This window comes from Amycolatopsis pretoriensis, from assembly GCF_900107925.1.
GTDB classification, from domain to species: domain Bacteria; phylum Actinomycetota; class Actinomycetes; order Mycobacteriales; family Pseudonocardiaceae; genus Amycolatopsis; species Amycolatopsis pretoriensis.
On record NZ_FNUJ01000012.1, the window covers coordinates 16,715 to 32,178 of the forward strand.

Below are 15,464 nucleotides of genomic sequence, written 5' to 3' on the forward strand. Positions count from 1 at the left end.
TCGTGAGCCGGGGCCCCTCCTGCGGCGCGCCTGCGTGGTCAGTGCGAGTACTGCTCGTTCATGATCAGGAACGCGCCCAGGCCGTGGAAGTCGTTCGTCTTGCGAGCCCGGGCGTAGTAGTAGGACAGGTCGCCGACGTTGGTGCCTTCGCAGATGTCGGTGATGTTCGTCAGCCCGTCCGAGCCGACGGACACCTTCTTCAGCACGCCGGCGTACCCCCTGTCCGCCACCGCCTGGTACGACGCCGGCAGGTAGCCGCGCTGGACGCCGCGGGCCATCGTGAACGTGTACATCGACGACGCCGAGGTTTCCAGCCAGTTCTTCGAGTCGCCACCGCGGTCGACGACCTGGTACCAGCGGCCGGTCGACGCGTCCTGGTAACGCTGGTAGCCCGCGGCCAGGAACTGGACGATCTCGATGAGCGCGGGCCGCCGCGGGTGGTTCGCCGGGAGCACCTCGAGGATGTCGATCGCCGCCATCCCGAACCAGCCGATCGCGCGCGCCCAGTGGTACTTCGAGTGGTGGCCGGCACCCGACGCCCACGACTCGGAGCCGTCCTCGTCGTAGGCGTGGTACAGCAGGCCCTTCGCCGGCTCGCGCAGGTGGCCGAAGTAGACGACGAGGTTCTTCGCCGACTCCTCGAAGCAGTAGCCGCCGTCGCCGAACGCCGCACCGTACAGCGCGAGGAACGGCTGGGCCATGTAGACGCCGTCGCCCCACAGCTGGCCGACCTTGCTGGTGGCGTGGAACATGCCGCCGTCGGACGTGCGCGGGTAGGCCGGGAAACGTTTGCGCAACTGGTCGGCCGCCGTCTTGTACTTCTTGCGGCCGGTTTCGGCGAACAGCAGCGGCAGCATCTGGCACGAGCGCATCGAGTCGAGGTTGGTGAAGCTGTTCGAGATCCCGCTGTCGGTGATGAAGCGGTCGTACCACGCCACGATGTAGTCGAGGTACTTCTTCTCGCCGGTGCGCTTGTAGAAGAGGTACTGGCCGTAGAGGTACAACCCGAGGGTGTAGCCCCAGCCGCCGATCTTGTCCGGCGTGTAGCGCTTCATCGTCGAATCGATGACGGCGCGGGACCAGTCCGGCGGCGGTGCCGCCCCGCCGATGGGGGGAAGCCGGTCCGCCGCCCGCGCGACGGGTCCCGCCGCGGCGAGGGCGCCCAGCGCGCCCAGGGTGCCGGCCAGGACCGCGCGCCGGGTCGGGCGAAGGGGGTGCTCGGACATTCGACGTCCTTTCGTGCACGGGCCCCGGTGGAACGGGCAACCCGTGAGGGGCACCCCGTGGCGGTGAAGCCGTGGAGGTGCCCCTCACGGGAAAAGGTGGCCGGGATGCCGATCCGCCGTCCGTCGGCATCCCGACCAGCTCTGGGGGCGCGGCGTGCTGCCCTGGTCGCCGGAGCGGTGGGGGAGAGCGAAAGCGCTCTCCGGGAAATATCTACTCGCCTCCGGGACGCGGAGTCAAGAGAGATCAGATCTCTCGTGTCATATATCAGATATTTAACCCGATCGGCCGTAGTCACGGTGTACCGGCCGCTGGGACGTCGCCAAAAGGTCGGATCTCAGTCTTGACCGCCCGTCGAAAACAGGAGTACACCACCGGGTGGACCAGACCACTGGGAGGTCGTTCATGTCAGCCAAGTTCCTGCGCCGGCTCCTCGCCGCGTGCGCTTCGATGCTGGTGGTGGCCGGGCTCGTCGCGGCACCCGCGTCGGCCGACCTGCAGAAGCCGTCCCAGCAGTGGCTGCGCGACAGCCAGGCGGGCCTCTTCCTGCACTGGGGCATGCGCACGTCACCCGGCTACACCAGTTGCAGCGCCTGGGAAAAGGCGATCACCGACGGCGGGTGGAGTCCCGGCTACTGGGTCACCGAAGCCAAGAAACTGCACGCCTCCTACCTCGTGCTGGCGTCGTTCCACAGCCGGCTCGGCTACTCGCGGGCGTGGCCGTCGAAGATCCCGGGCAGCTGCACCACCAAGCGGGACTTCCTCGGCGAGCTGATCGCGGCGGCGAAACCCCAGGGGCTCAAGGTCATCCTGTACATGACCAACGACGCCCAGTGGCACGACGAGGGCGGCCACGAGTGGCTCGACTCGGCCGGCTACTCGAAGTACAAGGGCAAGACCGTGAACCTCGACAGCCAGGACGGTTTCGGTCAGTTCAGTTATGACAACTTCTTCGAGGTCATGAAGAACTACCCGGACCTCGGCGGGTTCTGGATCGACAACGACAACGCCTACTGGGAGTCGCACGACTTGTACCGGCAGATCTACCAGCAGCGACCGGACTACCTGCTGAGCAACAACAACGAAGACACGCCGATCATGGACACGATCAGCAACGAGCAGAAGACCGGCATGACCCCGGCGTACGACTACCCGCAGGCGACGTACACGGCGATGCCGCGGCTCACCGAGGCGTGCTTCAAGCTGCCCGACACCGGTTCGTGGTGGTACGGCGGCTCCAACTCGGCGGTGAACAAGGCGTTGAACATCGGACGTCTGGTGACGAACTCGGGGTCGTCGATCAAGTCCCTGATGGCCGAGACGGCGATGGTGAACGGGAAGTTCCCGTCGAACCAGGAGGCGTTCAACAACTTCGCGGCCGGCTACCTCGACGGGATCTGGGAGTCGCTCGGCGGAACCGAAGGCGCCGGATACATGTACGGCGGCATGCAACCCGGCTTCTGGAACGACGGCGCGCACGGCGTCATCACCATCAAGGGCGCGACGCAGTACGTGCACGTCCTGACCAAGCCGTCGGGCAGCACGCTGAAGATCCGCGACAACGGTTACCGCGTCTCGAAGGTGACGAACCTGCGCACCGGCGCCGCGATCTCCTTCGGTCAGGGCGGGGGCAGCCTGACGTTGACGGGACTGTCCGGATGGGACACCTACGACACGGTCTTCAAGGTCGAGACGGCCGGCCGCACCGGCACGTACGACCCGAAGACCGTCACGCTCAAGGCGAGTGCGTCGGCAAGTGGACACAGTGGACAGTCCGCGAGCGACGGCGACTACCTGACGTACTTCGACAACAACAAGACCCTGCCGGTCAACTTGGACTACGACCTCGGATCGGCGAAGAAGATCCAGTACCTGGGCCTCAACCAGCGCGAAGACTCGGTCAGTTACGCCCGGTCCGACACTGAACAGTCGGCGCGGATCAAGGCGTACAAGGTCTACGTGTCGGACGACGGCAAGAACTGGGGCAGCGCGGTGAAGTCCGGAACGCTCCCGAGCCACCGCGGCGTCCAGTTCGTCGACCTGACCGCGGTGACGGCGCGGTACGTCCGCCTGCAGGTGACGAGCACGTACGCGGCGTCGAGCGACAGCACGCGCTACAAGCGCCTGCGGATCGACGAGACGTGGGTGGGTTCGGACTACGCGACCGCGGCGGGCTGAGCCAGCAGGTCCAGGGTCAGCGCGGCGGTCCAGCCGAACGACCGGGCCCCGTGCCCGGCGCCGGTCAGCGGGTCGACGTACTCGGCGAAGTCCGTCCGCAGCGCGGTTTCGACGAGGTCGGCCCGCAGGTGTTCGGCCAGGGTGTGCTCGCCGTGGTGCAGCAGGCCCTGGCGGACCAGCCAGCCGACGTTCGCCCACGACGGGCCGCGCCAGTAGCGGCCCGGGTCGAACGCCGGCGCGGTCAGGTCGTGGCTCGGGACGCCGTGGACGTGCCCGAGCCGGAACCGCGGGCCGGTGGCCGTCGCCAGCAGCGCCGGGGCGACGGCCAGGTCCGGCAGCAGCAGCGGCAGCAGGCCCGCACACGTGTACTCCGGCACCCGCCTGCCGGTGCGGACGTCGCGGGCGAAGAAGAAGCCGTCGTCCCACAGCGTTTCCTGCATCGCCTTCGCGACGCGGGCGGCGGATTCGCGGTGCGTGGCGGCGGCCGCGGGCAGGCCCAGCTCGTCGGCGATGCCGGCCAGCGCCAGCTCGGCGTCGGCCAGCAGCGCGTTGAACCCCGGGTCCTCGACGACGAACTCGCCGAAGCCGGTGTAACCGCGGTCGCGGTAGTCGGACGCGAGCCGGACGTACCGGCCGTAGTCGTCGTCGCTCGGCCGGTCGGCGGCGGCGCCGTGGTCGAGGTCGCGGCGGACGAACCCGGTCGACGGCGTGACGCGCGCGAGCGGGCCGTCCCAGGCCGGGCTGTTGTCCATCCCGGATTCCCACGGGTGCACGATCGCCACCAGCCCGCGCCCGCCGGCGTCCCGGTGCGTCCGCAGGTACTCGTGCCAGGCCCGCAGCTTCGGGTACAGCGTGGCGAGGAAGGTGCGGTCGGGTTCGGTCCGGTGCACCGCCAGCACGGCCCGCGCGTGCACCGGCGGCTGGACGAGCCCCGACGTGCGCCCGGCCCGCCAGAACGACGGGCCGGGGAAGTACGCGTCGGCGGGGGTGCCGGGGTCGAAGAGGATGTGCGGGACGCGGCCGTCGCGCCACTGCGCGGAGAACAAAGTCAGCAGTTCGCGCCGGGCCCGCGCGGGTGCGCGGTGGCGCAGGCCGATCGCGATGAACGCCGAGTCCCAGCTCCACTGGTGCGGGTAGAGCGAGCGCGACGGCACGGTCGACGAGCCGAGCCAGTTGCCGTCGAGGACTGCGGTGGCTCGTGTTACGTCCATATGTCCAATCTATCTCCGACTTGTGTATTGTCAATGGACAAAAGTGGCGGGAGGACTGGGATGCCGGCGAGCGCGGGGGAGTTGCTGCAACTGGTCCGGAACGGTCGGGCAACAACCCGGAAAGCGCTCCTGACCAGCACGGGGTTGTCGCGCACGACGCTCACCGCCCGGCTGGACCGGCTCCTCGGCGCGGGATTGTTGACGGAAGGTGGCCACGAGGACTCGACGGGCGGTCGGCCGGCTCGGCAGTTGCGGTTCGACGACCGGCACGCGGTGGTTCTGGTCGCGAGCATCGACACGATGCACGCAGAGGCGGCGGTGACGGATCTGGCCGGCCGGCGGTTGGCCCATCGCGCGGGTGAGCTGCGCGTCGCCGATGGGCCGGAGGTGGTGCTCGGGCGGATCGCGGAGTGGTTCGAAGCGATGCTGCCCGAGGCCGGACGACCGGTTTGCGGCATCGGCATTTCCGTCCCCGGCCCGGTCGAACCCGGCCGTGCCTACGTCACCCAGCCGCCGATCATGCCCGGCTGGGACGCCTTCCCCATCGACACCCACCTCGGCCCGCGCTTCAACGCCCCGGTACTGGTCGACAACGACGCCAACCTCATGGCCCTCGGCGAACACCGCGCCCGCTACCCGGACTCCAAAGCCCTGGTGGTCGTCAAAGCCTCCACCGGCATCGGCGCGGGCCTGGTGATCGGCGGCGACGTCTACCGCGGCAGCGACGGCGGCGCCGGCGACATCGGGCACGTCCGCCTGCCGGACCACCCGGACGCGCGCTGCCTGTGCGGCTCGACCGGCTGCCTGGCCGCGGTCGCCGGCGGGGGTGCGCTCGCCGCGAAACTGACCGGAATGGGCCTGCCCACGACGTCCGGGTCCGGCGTTCGCCGGCGGACCGACGCCGGCGAACCCGCCGCGGTCCGCCTGGCCGAAGAAGCCGGCCGGCAGGTGGGCGAAGTGCTGGCGACACTGGTCTGCGTGGTCAACCCGGGCGTACTGGTGGTCGCCGGGGACCTGGCCGAACCGCATTTCGTCGCCGGGGTGCGGGAGGTGCTCTACCGGCGGGCGCTGCCGCGGTCGACGCGGAACCTGCGCGTCGAGATCGGGGGACGCGGTCAGGCGATCGACGGCGCCGTGGCGATGGTCGTGGAGGCGGAGTTCTCCGCGGCGGCCGTGGACAAGCGCCTCTGACGGCCGAACTACCGCCACCCCCGGACTGTCCGGTGTGGACGGAGCACCCTACTTTGGTAGGTGGCAGGACCCCCGGCCGCGTGTTCCGCGGTACGAACACAAACCGGACCAACTTCGCATACAAACTCATTCCTCGCGTTTTTCGTGCGACAAATCGGATTTCCGTACCACGCGTCAATACGTGTGAATTCGCGACCAGATAACGGTTCCGCAAGCACTTCCCCACGAGCGGAACACCGATCTAGTCTCGTCCGGTGTTCCAGGCCCATTTCCTGGGGGCCGCTTTCGAAGAGGGAGATTTCTGTGCGAAGAAGCTCCACCCTGCTCCTTTCGCTCGCGGTGGTGGGTGGCCTGACCGGCGCCCTGCCGGCGACGGCGTCCGCGCAGGGGCGTCAGGACATTCCGCAGTCGCACCCGTTGTGGGCGAACGCGCAGGCGAAGGTCGCCGACACGGCGCCCGCGTCCAAGCTGAGTTTCCGGGTCTACCTGAACCAGCGCGACAACGCCGGTGCCGAAGCGCTGGCCCAGGCCGTGTCCGATCCGGACAGCAAGACCTACCGCCAGTACCTCAGCCCCGACCAGGTGCGTGACCGCTTCGCCGCCAGCGACGCGACCGTGAACGCCGTCAAGGCGTGGCTGACCGGCAGCGGGTTCAGCATCGGCGACGTCCCGTCGAACCGCGCCTACGTCGAGGCCACCGGCACCGCCGACCAGACGCAGAAGGCGTTCGACGTCAAGCTGGCCAAGTACAAGGTCAAGGGCCAGACCCTCCGCGCCACCGACAAGAACCTGTCGGTGCCCGCGAACCTGGCCAACGACGTCCTCGGCGTCGTCGGTGTCGACCAGGCGACCAACCTGTTCAAGCCCGACCACGCGACCGGCTCCGCGACGCCGGCCGACGTCCCGCCCGGCCCCGGTTTCCGCAACGCGCGGCCGTGCAGTGCCTACTACGGCGAGAAGATCGACACCACCGATCCCGCCTACAACGGCAAGCACCTGCCCTACGCCCCCTGCGGCTACACCCCGGCGCAGCTGCGGTCGGCCTACGGCGTCGACAAGGTCGGCGCGGACGGCAAGGGCACCACGATCGCCATCGTGGACGCGTTCGCCTCGCCGACGATCTACTCCGACGCGAGCACCTACGCGAAGAAGAACGACCCGCAGCACCCGCTGAAGCAGAGCCAGTTCAAGCAGCACGTGTTCCCGGCGAACCCGGTTCTCGAGCCGCCGGACCAGTGCGACGCGGCGGGCTGGTACGGCGAGGAGACCCTCGACGTCGAGGCCGCCCACGGTCTCGCGCCGGGCGCCGACATCCTGTACGTCGGCGGCGAGTCCTGCGAGGACAACGCTCTCGACGTGGCGCTGAACTACGTGATCGCCGGCCACAAGGCCGACATCGTGTCGAACTCCTACGGCGACACCGGCGAAGACATCCCGGCCGACGAGGTCAAGGTCTTCAACCAGATCTCGCTGCAGGCGGTGCTCGAGGGCATCGGCGTCTACTTCTCCTCGGGCGACAACGGTGACGAGGTCGCGCGCCTCGGCACGCCGTCGCCGGACTTCTCCGCCTCGGCGCCGTGGATCACCGCGGTCGGCGGCACGTCCATCGCGATCGGCAAGGACGGCAAGCGGATCTTCGAGACCGGCTGGGAGACCAGCAAGTCGACGCTGACCAACGGCGTCTACGGCCCGGCGGCCTACACCAGCGGTTCCGGTGGCGGCACGAGCCGGCTGTTCGCGCAGCCCTTCTACCAGAAGGGTGTCGTGCCGGACGCGCTGGCGAAGAAGAACCAGACCGGCAACAACAAGGGCCGGGTCGTCCCCGACATCTCCGCGGTCGGTGACCCCAACACCGGCTTCCTGGTCGGCCAGACGCAGACCTTCCCGGACGGCGCCTACTACGACCAGTACCGGATCGGCGGCACGAGCCTCGCGTCGCCGGTGTTCGCCGGCATCATGGCGGTGGCCGACAGCTTCGACCACTTCCACCACGGCTTCATCAACCCCGTGATCTACAAGCTGACCTCCCGGACCCCGGCGATCAGCGACGTGAAGCACGTGGACGCCGCGGTGGAGCGGGTCGACTACGCGAACTCGGTCGACGCTTCGGACGGTCTGCTCACCTCGGTGCGCACCCTCGACTACCAGGGCCTGACCATCCACACCACCCCCGGTTACGACGACGTGACGGGTCTCGGCACGCCCAACGGGCTGCTGTTCCTGCTGCTCGTCTAGGCCAAGTCCGTGAAGGGCACCCCCAGAGCCTTGGGGGTGCCCTTCACGGCGTTCAGGCCCCGAGCGGGATGACCGCGCTGACCGCGGTGCCGCCGTCGCCGCTGACCACGGCGAGTTCGCCGCCGAGCGCCTGGACGCGGTCGCGCAGGCCCGCCAGGCCCGTGCCGCCCTCGATGTCGGCGCCGCCGACGCCGGTGTCGGTGACCGCGACCCGCAGCTCGGTGCCCTCGACCGCGATCCGGACGTTCACGTGGTCGGTCTGCGCGTGCTTCAACGCGTTGGTCAGTGCCTCCGACGTCACGAAGTACGCCGTCGCCTCGACCGCCGAGTCGAGCCGGGGCACTGTACCGACAGTCAGGGCCACTTCCATCGGGATCCGGTCGGCCAGCGACCGGACCGCCGCGACGAGCCCCGCCTCCGTCAGGATCGCCGGGCGGATGCCGCGGGCGAGCTCGCGCAGCTCGGTGATCGCCGTCTGCAGCTCGTCGACCGTGCCGGACAGCAGCGCCCGGACCTCGGTGGGCAGCGCCGGGCCGTACCGGCGGCCGGCCATCCGCAGCAGCAGCACGACACTGACCAGCCGCTGCTGGGCGCCGTCGTGCAGGTCGCGTTCCAGGCGGCGGCGCTCCTCGTCGCCGGCGGCGACGAGCCGGGCGCGCGACGCGCGGACCTCGGCCAGCCGCTGCTCCAGCTCCGCGGTGAGCCGCTGGTTGTCGAGCACCAGCCCGGCGGCCGCGTTGAGCGCGTCGATCGAGCGGCTGTCCTTCCACACCTCGTCGTCCTGCACCAGCGCCGCCAGGCCGGTGCCGTCGCGCTCCAGCAGCAGCCGGATCATCTCGGCGTTGCCGACGCGGGCGCGCAGTACGCCGGCCAGGAACGCCAGCGGCCACAGGCAGAACAGGACGCGGTAGACCTGCAGCAGCGGCTCCGCCAGCGGGTGGCCGTCGCCGAGCGCGGTGCCGGCGCCGGACGCGAGCGCGCCGAACAACGCGATCGCGATCACCGGGGACAACAGCCGCCGCTGCGGCAGCTGCCCGGTCAGCCACCGGTAGAGGAGCACGACGATCACGCCGGCGCTGATCGCCGTGGCCGCGAGCTCCAGCACGCGGTCGGCGAACACGCCGCTCGCCGGGTTCGTCGAGATCGCCAGGAGGTCGCGCGGGTCGTCGCTGACCAGCAGCCCGAGCACGCCCAGCGCGAACACGACCAGGTAGGCCCCGGTGACGAGCAGCCGTTCCCACCGCGACCGCAGCCGGCCGTGCGGGAACGCGAGCACGAGGTGCGCGATCACCGGGCTGGACGCGGCGCGCAGCGGCACGGCGATCGTGTACAGCACCGGGCTGCGCGTGAACTGCAGGTCTTCGAGGAACACGGCGATCCCGGCGAGCGCGATGAGCACGCCGATCGGGTTGGCCGGGCGTCGCACGTGCGCGACCGCGCCGGCCAGCAGGAACAGGAACCCGGTCGCGGTGCTGAGCGCCGTGTCGAGCGCGGAGTGGCTGCCTTCGCCCGCCTTCAGGGTCAACGCGGTGACGCCGAGCGCGAAACCGGCGGCCAGCAGGCCGGTCATCGCGAGCGTCCGCGGGTGCTGCACCACGCAAGCCTCCCGGTGTCCGCTCGCCGGGCAATTCTGGCGGGTGTGTGGAGCGGTCCGGCAGCGGCTAACCGTGATTCGCCCGTTCGGGCCGTCGCGTTACACCACGCGGGCGCGCTTTAGGGTGATCTGCGGACAGGAGGTGCGCACATGAGCGGACTGGGTGCCGAGGTCTTCGGCGGGCGGATGCCCACCGGCGGACGTGACCTGGCGATCGAGACCCACGGCATCAAGCCGGTTCCGGAGGGCAACCGGTTCGGGCGCCCGTGGCGGCTGTTCAGCGTCTGGTTCGCGCCGAACCTGACCATGACGGCGGTGTTCACCGGCACGCTCGCGGCGTCGCTCGGCCTCGGGTTCTGGACGGGTCTGGCCGCGATGCTCGCCGGGACCGTGCTGGGGTCGCTGCCGGTGGCCTACCTCTCGACGTGGGGGCCGCGCACGGGCACCGGCCAGCTGCCCCTGGCCCGCCTGCCCTTCGGCGGCGGGGTGGTGCTGCCCGGGCTCGTCCAGTGGCTCGGCTCGATCGCCTGGGACGCGCTGGTCGGCCTGTTCGGCGGCGAGGCACTGGCCGAGCTGACCGGGCTGCCGTTCTGGGCCGCCGTGCTGATCGTGCTGGTGCTGCAGTGCGCGCTCGGTGTGTTCGGCTACGCGCTGATCCACCGCGTGCAGGCGGTGATGAGCGTGCTGCTGGTGCTCGCGTTCGCCGCGCTGGCCGTGAAGGTCCTTTCCGGACACCCGATCGCCGCCGCGAACACGGCTTCGGATGCCGACCTCGCCGGCGGGATCGTGCTGTTCACGACGATCACCCTGTCGCTGGCGATCTCCTGGGCGCCGTACGCGTCGGACTTCAGCCGCTACCTGCCCGTTTCGACGTCGTCGAGGTCGGTGTTCTGGGCGACGTTGCTCGGCCTCGTCGCTTCCTACGCCATCGGCGAGGGCCTCGGGCTCGCGCTGGGGTCGTCGCTGGGCGACCAGACGGCGGCGGGTGTCGCGCACCTGCTCGGCGGCGGTTTCCTGGGCGCGCTCGCGCTGGCGGTGATCGCGCTCGCGGCGGTGTCGTCGAACGCGATGAACGACTACAGCGGCTCGCTCGCCCTGCAGACCGTCGGTGTCCGCCTGCGGCGCCCGGTGTCGGCGGTGGTCGTCACGGTGCTGGCGTTCGCGCTGATCCTCTGGATGCACAGCGGCGACCTGTCGGCGAAGTTCGAGAACGTCCTGCTGTTCGTGAGCTACTGGATCCCGCCATTCCTCGGCGTGGTCGTCCCGGACTGGCTCGCGCGCACCCGCGGCGGGCGGCGCGTGGACGTCCTGGCGTCGACGTCCGTGCGGCCGTGGGCGGCGCTCGTGGCGTTCGTGGTGGGATTCGGTGCGGCGGTGCCGTTCATGAACACGTCCCTCTACACTGGACCGGTCGCGGCGGCGCTGCACGGCGCGGACCTCGCGTACTACGTCGGGCTCGTCGTTTCGCTGGCAGCGTATTTCCTGCTCCGGCGCCGAGTTGACCTCAAGTAACGTAGAGGTTTAACGATGGTGTGGTACCCCTCGAAGGAGGAACCATGCCAACCGCACTCGTCACCGGAGCTTCCGCGGGCCTGGGCCGCGCCCTGGCCGCCGCCCTGGTGAGTCGCAAGTGGACGGTCGTCGGCGACGGCCGGGACGCGGCCGCGCTTTCGGCCGCCGCCGCGGAAATCGGCTTCACGGCGATTCCCGGCGACGTCGCCGACCCCGGCCACCGCGCGTCACTGGCCGAAGCGTGTCCATCGCTGGAACTGCTCGTCAACAACGCCAGTTCCCTGGGCGTGAGCCCGCTGCCGCCGCTGGGTGGCTATCCGCCGGCGGAACTGGAAAACGTCTACCGCGTCAACGTTTTCGCGCCGCTCGCGTTGACGCAGCTGCTGCTGCCCGCGTTGACGTCCGCGCGGGGCACGATCATCGACATCAGCTCGGACGCGGCGGTCGAACCGTACGAGGGCTGGGGCGGCTACGGCTCGTCGAAGGCCGCGCTCGACCAGGTCACGGCGGTGCTGGGCGCGGAGAACCCGGAGCTGGCGGTGTACGCGGTCGACCCGGGCGACCTGCGCACGGCGATGCACCAGCGCGCGTTCCCGGGCGAGGACATCTCGGACCGGCCGCTGCCGTCGTCGGCGGTCCCGGCGTTCCTGCGGCTGCTGGACGAACGCCCGCCGAGCGGCCGCTACCGCGCAGCGGACCTCCTGGTGGCGGCATGAACATCCGCTTCGACCTGCCCGCGGAGCTGTCGGCGTCGGCCCCACCGGAGGCCCGGGGGGTGGCGCGCGACGGGGTCCGCCTGCTGGTCGCGTCGCCCGCGGGAGTCCACCATTCGGTGTTCTCGTCACTGGGCTCGTTCCTGTCCGCCGGTGACCTACTGGTGGTCAACACATCGGGAACATTGCCGGCAGCGGTGGACGCGGTCCGCGACGGGCGCCCGATCGCGGTCCACTTTTCGACCGCGCTCGACGACGGTTCGTGGATCGTGGAACTGCGCGCTCCCGGAGGTCCGTTGCTCGACGGCCGCGCGGGAGAACTGGTGTCATTGCCCGGCGGAGCGTCACTGACGCTGCAGGCGCCGTTCGCCCCGGGGTCCCGGCGGTTGTGGCGGGCGACGGTGTCGGTGCCGGTCCAGGGCTTCCTGGCCTCGGCCGGCCGGCCGATCCGCTATGGGTACGTGCCGGGCGAGTGGCCGCTTTCGGACTACCAGACGGTGTTCGCGCGCGAGCCGGGAAGCGCGGAGATGCCCTCGGCGGCGCGGCCGTTCACCGCGTCACTGGTGACGCGGCTGGTCTCGGACGGGGTGCTGTTCGCGCCGCTGGTGCTGCACACGGGGGTGTCGTCACCGGAGGCGGGCGAGCCACCGCAGGCGGAGCGCTACCGGGTCCCACCGACGACGGCGGCGCTGGTGTCGTGGGTCCGTTCGCAAGGAGGCCGCGTGATCGCGGTGGGCACGACGGCGGCCCGGGCCCTGGAGTCGGCGGCTCAGCTCGGCACGGCGTCCGGCTGGACGAACTTGGTGCTGGGGCCGGAGAGGCCGGCCCGGGTGGTGGACGGAATCGTGACGGGCCTGCACGCCCCGGACGCATCCCACTTGCTGCTGCTGGAGGCGGTGGCCGGCCGCGAGCTGGTCCAGCGCGCGTACGACGCGGCGGTGGAGCGGAAGTACCTGTGGCACGAGTTCGGCGACGTGTCACTGCTGCTGCGCCGCTGACCACGTCGCTGGCCGCCGCTGACCGCCGCCGCCCCGACACCAAGACCCCGCCCTCCCTGGGGGCCTGCCCGCTTCCAGCGTATCGGGCGGGTCCGACGAAAAGCCGGCTGAAGCCACTGCCCGGGCGTACTTGTCCACATCACGCCCGGGCTGTGGACAGCCGCTGGAGGCCGCCCCCGGTTCCCCGAAGGGCTGCTGGAGCCGCTCCCGGTTGCGCGAATGGCCGCTGGAAGCCGCCCCGGTTCCGGGAACGGCTGCCGGAGGCCGCCCCCGGGTTCCGCGAAGGGCCGCTGGAGGCCGCCGCCGGTTTCGGGAACGGCTGCTGGAGGCCGCCCCGGGTTGCGCGAACGGCTGCTGGAGGCCGCCGCCGGTTCCGTGAACGGCTGCTGGAAGCCGCTTCCGGTTGCGCGAAGGGCTGCTGGAGGCCGCCCCGGGTTCCGCGAAGGGCCGCTGGAGGCCGCCCCGGGTTCCGCGAACGGCTGCTGGAGGCCGCCTCCGAGTTCCGCGAACGGCCGCCGGAAGCCGCCCTAGTTCCGCGCCTCTTCCCGTCGCCGCGAGCGCAGCAGCCCGAACCCGGCCACCACCGCGATCCCGAACCCGACCCCGGTCACCACCGAAGCCACCAAACTCGCGGTAGCCGTGGCCAACCCGAAAGCCCCACCCAGGTAAACCGGGATGCTCACCGCCACCGGCAGCCAGTTCCGCAGTGCGAAGGCGCGGTCCGACGCCAGCCACAGCACCAGCGTCACCGCCGCCCCGGTCAGCACCGGGATCGCCCACACCACCAGGCTCGTCACCGCGTCCATGCCGAGTGACCTGAACCACTCGAACGTCGCCTGGCCCATCCCGATGAACAGCACGACCAGCGCCACGCGGACGCCGGTGGCTCCCTGGCCCCGTCGGCTCGTCATGTTCCCCTCCCGGATTCGTCGTCACTCCTACCACGTTCGGGTGACAGGGGAGGTTGCCTCCGTGCGCCGGACGGTTCGCCACCGCGCCGCCGCGAGCAGCAGGAAGATCACCAGCGGGACGGCCGTGAAGACGAGCACGAAAGTGTGACCCCTGGAGGCCGACCCGGTGACCAGGCCGCACAGCCCGAGGACGGTGGCCGGGGCCGCCAGGCCGAGCAGCGGGACCGCCAGGCGGGCCGGGCGCTTCCCCGTCCGCCACCAATGCAGGAATCCGCCTGCCAGGCCGAGCAAGGTCAGGCCGGTGACCAGCACCACAGCCGGCCACTCGCCCACACCGAGCGTGCTCAGCCAGTCGGCTCCGATCGGCCCGAGCGCGCAGCCCGCCCACACCGCGAACGACACCAGGACCACGAGCCGGATCTCGGCGACCGTCTTCATCCGTTCCCCCTCTTGAAGTCGTCGAGAGCACCACGCGCGAGCGGGCCGGATGGTTGCTTTAAGCGCACCCCGAGACCGATGTCAAGGAATCTCAGCCGATTTCCCGGGATGCGGATGGCTATGCGCCTGAGTGGGTGACCGTGCGAACCTCGCCCCGACACCGACCCGAAAGGCGACGCCGACGTGCGCACCCACCGCAGAACCCGCTTCCTGGCCTCGGCGCTGGCCGCCCTGACCGTCGTGGGCGTCCTCGCGGGCTGTTCGCGGGCCGACAGCACCACCGCCCCCGCCGCGAACCAGGGGACCGCCGCCGAGGTGCGGCTCGGCTTCTTCCCGAACGTCACGCACGCGCCCGCGCTGATCGGCGTCAAGAAGGACTTCTTCAAGCAAGAGCTCGGCTCGACCAAGCTCACCACCCAGACCTTCAACGCGGGCCCCGAAGAGGTCAACGCGCTGCTCGGCGGCTCGCTCGACATCGCCTTCATCGGCTCCGGCCCGGCGATCAACGCCTTCACCAAGTCCAAGGGCGCCATCCAGCTGGTCTCCGGCGCCGTCTCGGGCGGCGCGCAGCTCGTCGTCAAGCCGGACATCACGAGCCTCGACCAGCTCAAGGGCAAGACCATCGCCACCCCGCAGCTGGCCAACACCCAGGACGTCGCGCTCAAGAAGTTCCTGGCCGGCAAGCAGCTGACGGACCAGGTCAAGATCACCAACCTGGACAACTCCAAGACGCTCGACGCCTTCAAGAAGGGCGAGCTCGACGGCGGCTGGCTGCCGGAGCCGTGGTCGTCGCGGCTGGTGCTCGACGCCGGCGCGAAGGTCCTGGTCGACGAGAAGACACTGTGGCCGGACGGCAGGTTCCCGACCACTGTCGTAATAGTGCGCAGTGAGTTCCTGCAGCAGCACCCGGACACCGTCAAGGCGGTCCTGCAGGGCCAGCTGGCCGCGATCGACTGGGCGAAGGCCAACCCGGCGGACGCGAAGACCGTGGTCAACGGCGCTCTGAAGGAGCTCGCCGGCAGTACGCTCAGCCAGGCGGTCCTCGACCGCGCGTTCTCCGGCATCGAGCTGACCACGGACCCCGTCGCCAAGGAGTTTCCGCAGCTCGCGCAGGACTCGGTGACCGCCGGAGTGGTGAAGTCGGCCGTCGCGCTGAAGGGCTTCGCCGACTTCGGCCCGCTCAACGAGGTGCTCAAGGCCAAGAACCTGCCGGCCGTCGAGGCCCCCGAACTGACCAAGTGAACTCCGAGAGGCAGCCA

Annotated in this window: 12 protein-coding genes; 7 read left to right on the forward strand and 5 right to left on the reverse strand. The window is 70.4% G+C overall.

Annotated elements, in window-relative coordinates:
- Window positions 1-38 precede the first annotated feature (38 nt).
- Window positions 39-1,226: a glycoside hydrolase family 88/105 protein gene (locus BLV96_RS40850; RefSeq protein WP_086677505.1), complete on the reverse strand. Its 1,188-nt coding sequence runs from the start codon at window positions 1,224-1,226 to the stop codon at window positions 39-41.
- A 403-nt stretch (window positions 1,227-1,629) separates the two neighbouring features.
- Between BLV96_RS40850 and BLV96_RS40855 the strand changes: the two genes are divergently transcribed.
- Window positions 1,630-3,402: a discoidin domain-containing protein gene (locus BLV96_RS40855; protein WP_086677568.1), complete on the forward strand. Its 1,773-nt coding sequence runs from the start codon at window positions 1,630-1,632 to the stop codon at window positions 3,400-3,402.
- Here BLV96_RS40855 and BLV96_RS40860 read toward each other — a convergent pair.
- Window positions 3,381-4,613, reverse strand: a complete 1,233-nt coding sequence (locus BLV96_RS40860) for an MGH1-like glycoside hydrolase domain-containing protein (protein WP_086677507.1) — start codon at window positions 4,611-4,613, stop codon at window positions 3,381-3,383. The genes BLV96_RS40855 and BLV96_RS40860 overlap by 22 nt on opposite strands.
- A gap of 60 nt (window positions 4,614-4,673) precedes the next feature.
- Here BLV96_RS40860 and BLV96_RS40865 point away from each other — a divergent pair, with 60 nt between their 5' ends.
- The gene (locus tag BLV96_RS40865) at window positions 4,674-5,804 is read left to right on the forward strand and encodes an ROK family transcriptional regulator (RefSeq protein ID WP_086677509.1); all 1,131 of its coding nucleotides are present in this window, start codon (window positions 4,674-4,676) and stop codon (window positions 5,802-5,804) included.
- Window positions 5,805-6,107: 303 nt separating this feature from the next.
- Entirely contained in the window at window positions 6,108-8,039 is a 1,932-nt protein-coding gene (locus BLV96_RS40870) for a S53 family peptidase (protein ID WP_086677511.1), read from the forward strand.
- A 52-nt stretch (window positions 8,040-8,091) separates the two neighbouring features.
- Here the strand turns inward: BLV96_RS40870 and BLV96_RS40875 are convergent, their stop codons facing one another.
- Window positions 8,092-9,633, reverse strand: coding sequence for a sensor histidine kinase (locus tag BLV96_RS40875; RefSeq protein ID WP_086677570.1), 1,542 nt, complete (start codon window positions 9,631-9,633; stop codon window positions 8,092-8,094).
- Window positions 9,634-9,783: 150 nt separating this feature from the next.
- Between BLV96_RS40875 and BLV96_RS40880 the strand changes: the two genes are divergently transcribed.
- Genes BLV96_RS40880 through BLV96_RS40890 form a run of 3 tightly spaced genes read left to right on the forward strand, consistent with a single transcriptional unit; the run spans window position 9,784 to window position 12,856 of the window.
- Window positions 9,784-11,145 (forward strand): purine-cytosine permease family protein, encoded by a 1,362-nt coding sequence (locus BLV96_RS40880; protein ID WP_086677514.1) that lies wholly within the window; start codon window positions 9,784-9,786, stop codon window positions 11,143-11,145.
- Window positions 11,146-11,189: 44 nt separating this feature from the next.
- Window positions 11,190-11,861 carry an SDR family NAD(P)-dependent oxidoreductase gene (locus BLV96_RS40885; RefSeq protein ID WP_208608465.1) on the forward strand — a complete coding sequence of 224 codons (672 nt, stop codon included), beginning with the start codon at window positions 11,190-11,192 and terminating at the stop codon, window positions 11,859-11,861.
- Entirely contained in the window at window positions 11,858-12,856 is a 999-nt protein-coding gene (locus BLV96_RS40890) for an S-adenosylmethionine:tRNA ribosyltransferase-isomerase (RefSeq protein ID WP_086677518.1), read from the forward strand. Before BLV96_RS40885 ends, BLV96_RS40890 begins: the two co-directional genes overlap by 4 nt.
- Window positions 12,857-13,383: 527 nt before the next feature.
- Here the strand turns inward: BLV96_RS40890 and BLV96_RS40895 are convergent.
- Window positions 13,384-13,767 (reverse strand): hypothetical protein, encoded by a 384-nt coding sequence (locus BLV96_RS40895; protein WP_086677520.1) that lies wholly within the window; start codon window positions 13,765-13,767, stop codon window positions 13,384-13,386.
- A gap of 27 nt (window positions 13,768-13,794) precedes the next feature.
- Window positions 13,795-14,205 carry a hypothetical protein gene (locus BLV96_RS40900; protein WP_086677522.1) on the reverse strand — a complete coding sequence of 137 codons (411 nt, stop codon included), beginning with the start codon at window positions 14,203-14,205 and terminating at the stop codon, window positions 13,795-13,797.
- A gap of 183 nt (window positions 14,206-14,388) precedes the next feature.
- Between BLV96_RS40900 and BLV96_RS40905 the strand changes: the two genes are divergently transcribed.
- Window positions 14,389-15,447, forward strand: coding sequence for an ABC transporter substrate-binding protein (locus BLV96_RS40905; RefSeq protein WP_086677523.1), 1,059 nt, complete (start codon window positions 14,389-14,391; stop codon window positions 15,445-15,447).
- Window positions 15,448-15,464 lie beyond the last annotated feature (17 nt).

Coding starts and splice junctions, on each gene's coding strand:
- BLV96_RS40890 (WP_086677518.1), top strand. CDS start 11,858: ATGAACATCCGCTTCGACCTGCCCGCGGAGCTGTCGGCGTCGGCCCCA.
- BLV96_RS40885 (WP_208608465.1), top strand. CDS start 11,190: ATGCCAACCGCACTCGTCACCGGAGCTTCCGCGGGCCTGGGCCGCGCC.
- BLV96_RS40850 (WP_086677505.1), bottom strand. CDS start 1,226: ATGTCCGAGCACCCCCTTCGCCCGACCCGGCGCGCGGTCCTGGCCGGC.
- BLV96_RS40865 (WP_086677509.1), top strand. CDS start 4,674: ATGCCGGCGAGCGCGGGGGAGTTGCTGCAACTGGTCCGGAACGGTCGG.
- BLV96_RS40860 (WP_086677507.1), bottom strand. CDS start 4,613: ATGGACGTAACACGAGCCACCGCAGTCCTCGACGGCAACTGGCTCGGC.
- BLV96_RS40880 (WP_086677514.1), top strand. CDS start 9,784: ATGAGCGGACTGGGTGCCGAGGTCTTCGGCGGGCGGATGCCCACCGGC.
- BLV96_RS40900 (WP_086677522.1), bottom strand. CDS start 14,205: ATGAAGACGGTCGCCGAGATCCGGCTCGTGGTCCTGGTGTCGTTCGCG.
- BLV96_RS40855 (WP_086677568.1), top strand. CDS start 1,630: ATGTCAGCCAAGTTCCTGCGCCGGCTCCTCGCCGCGTGCGCTTCGATG.
- BLV96_RS40895 (WP_086677520.1), bottom strand. CDS start 13,767: ATGACGAGCCGACGGGGCCAGGGAGCCACCGGCGTCCGCGTGGCGCTG.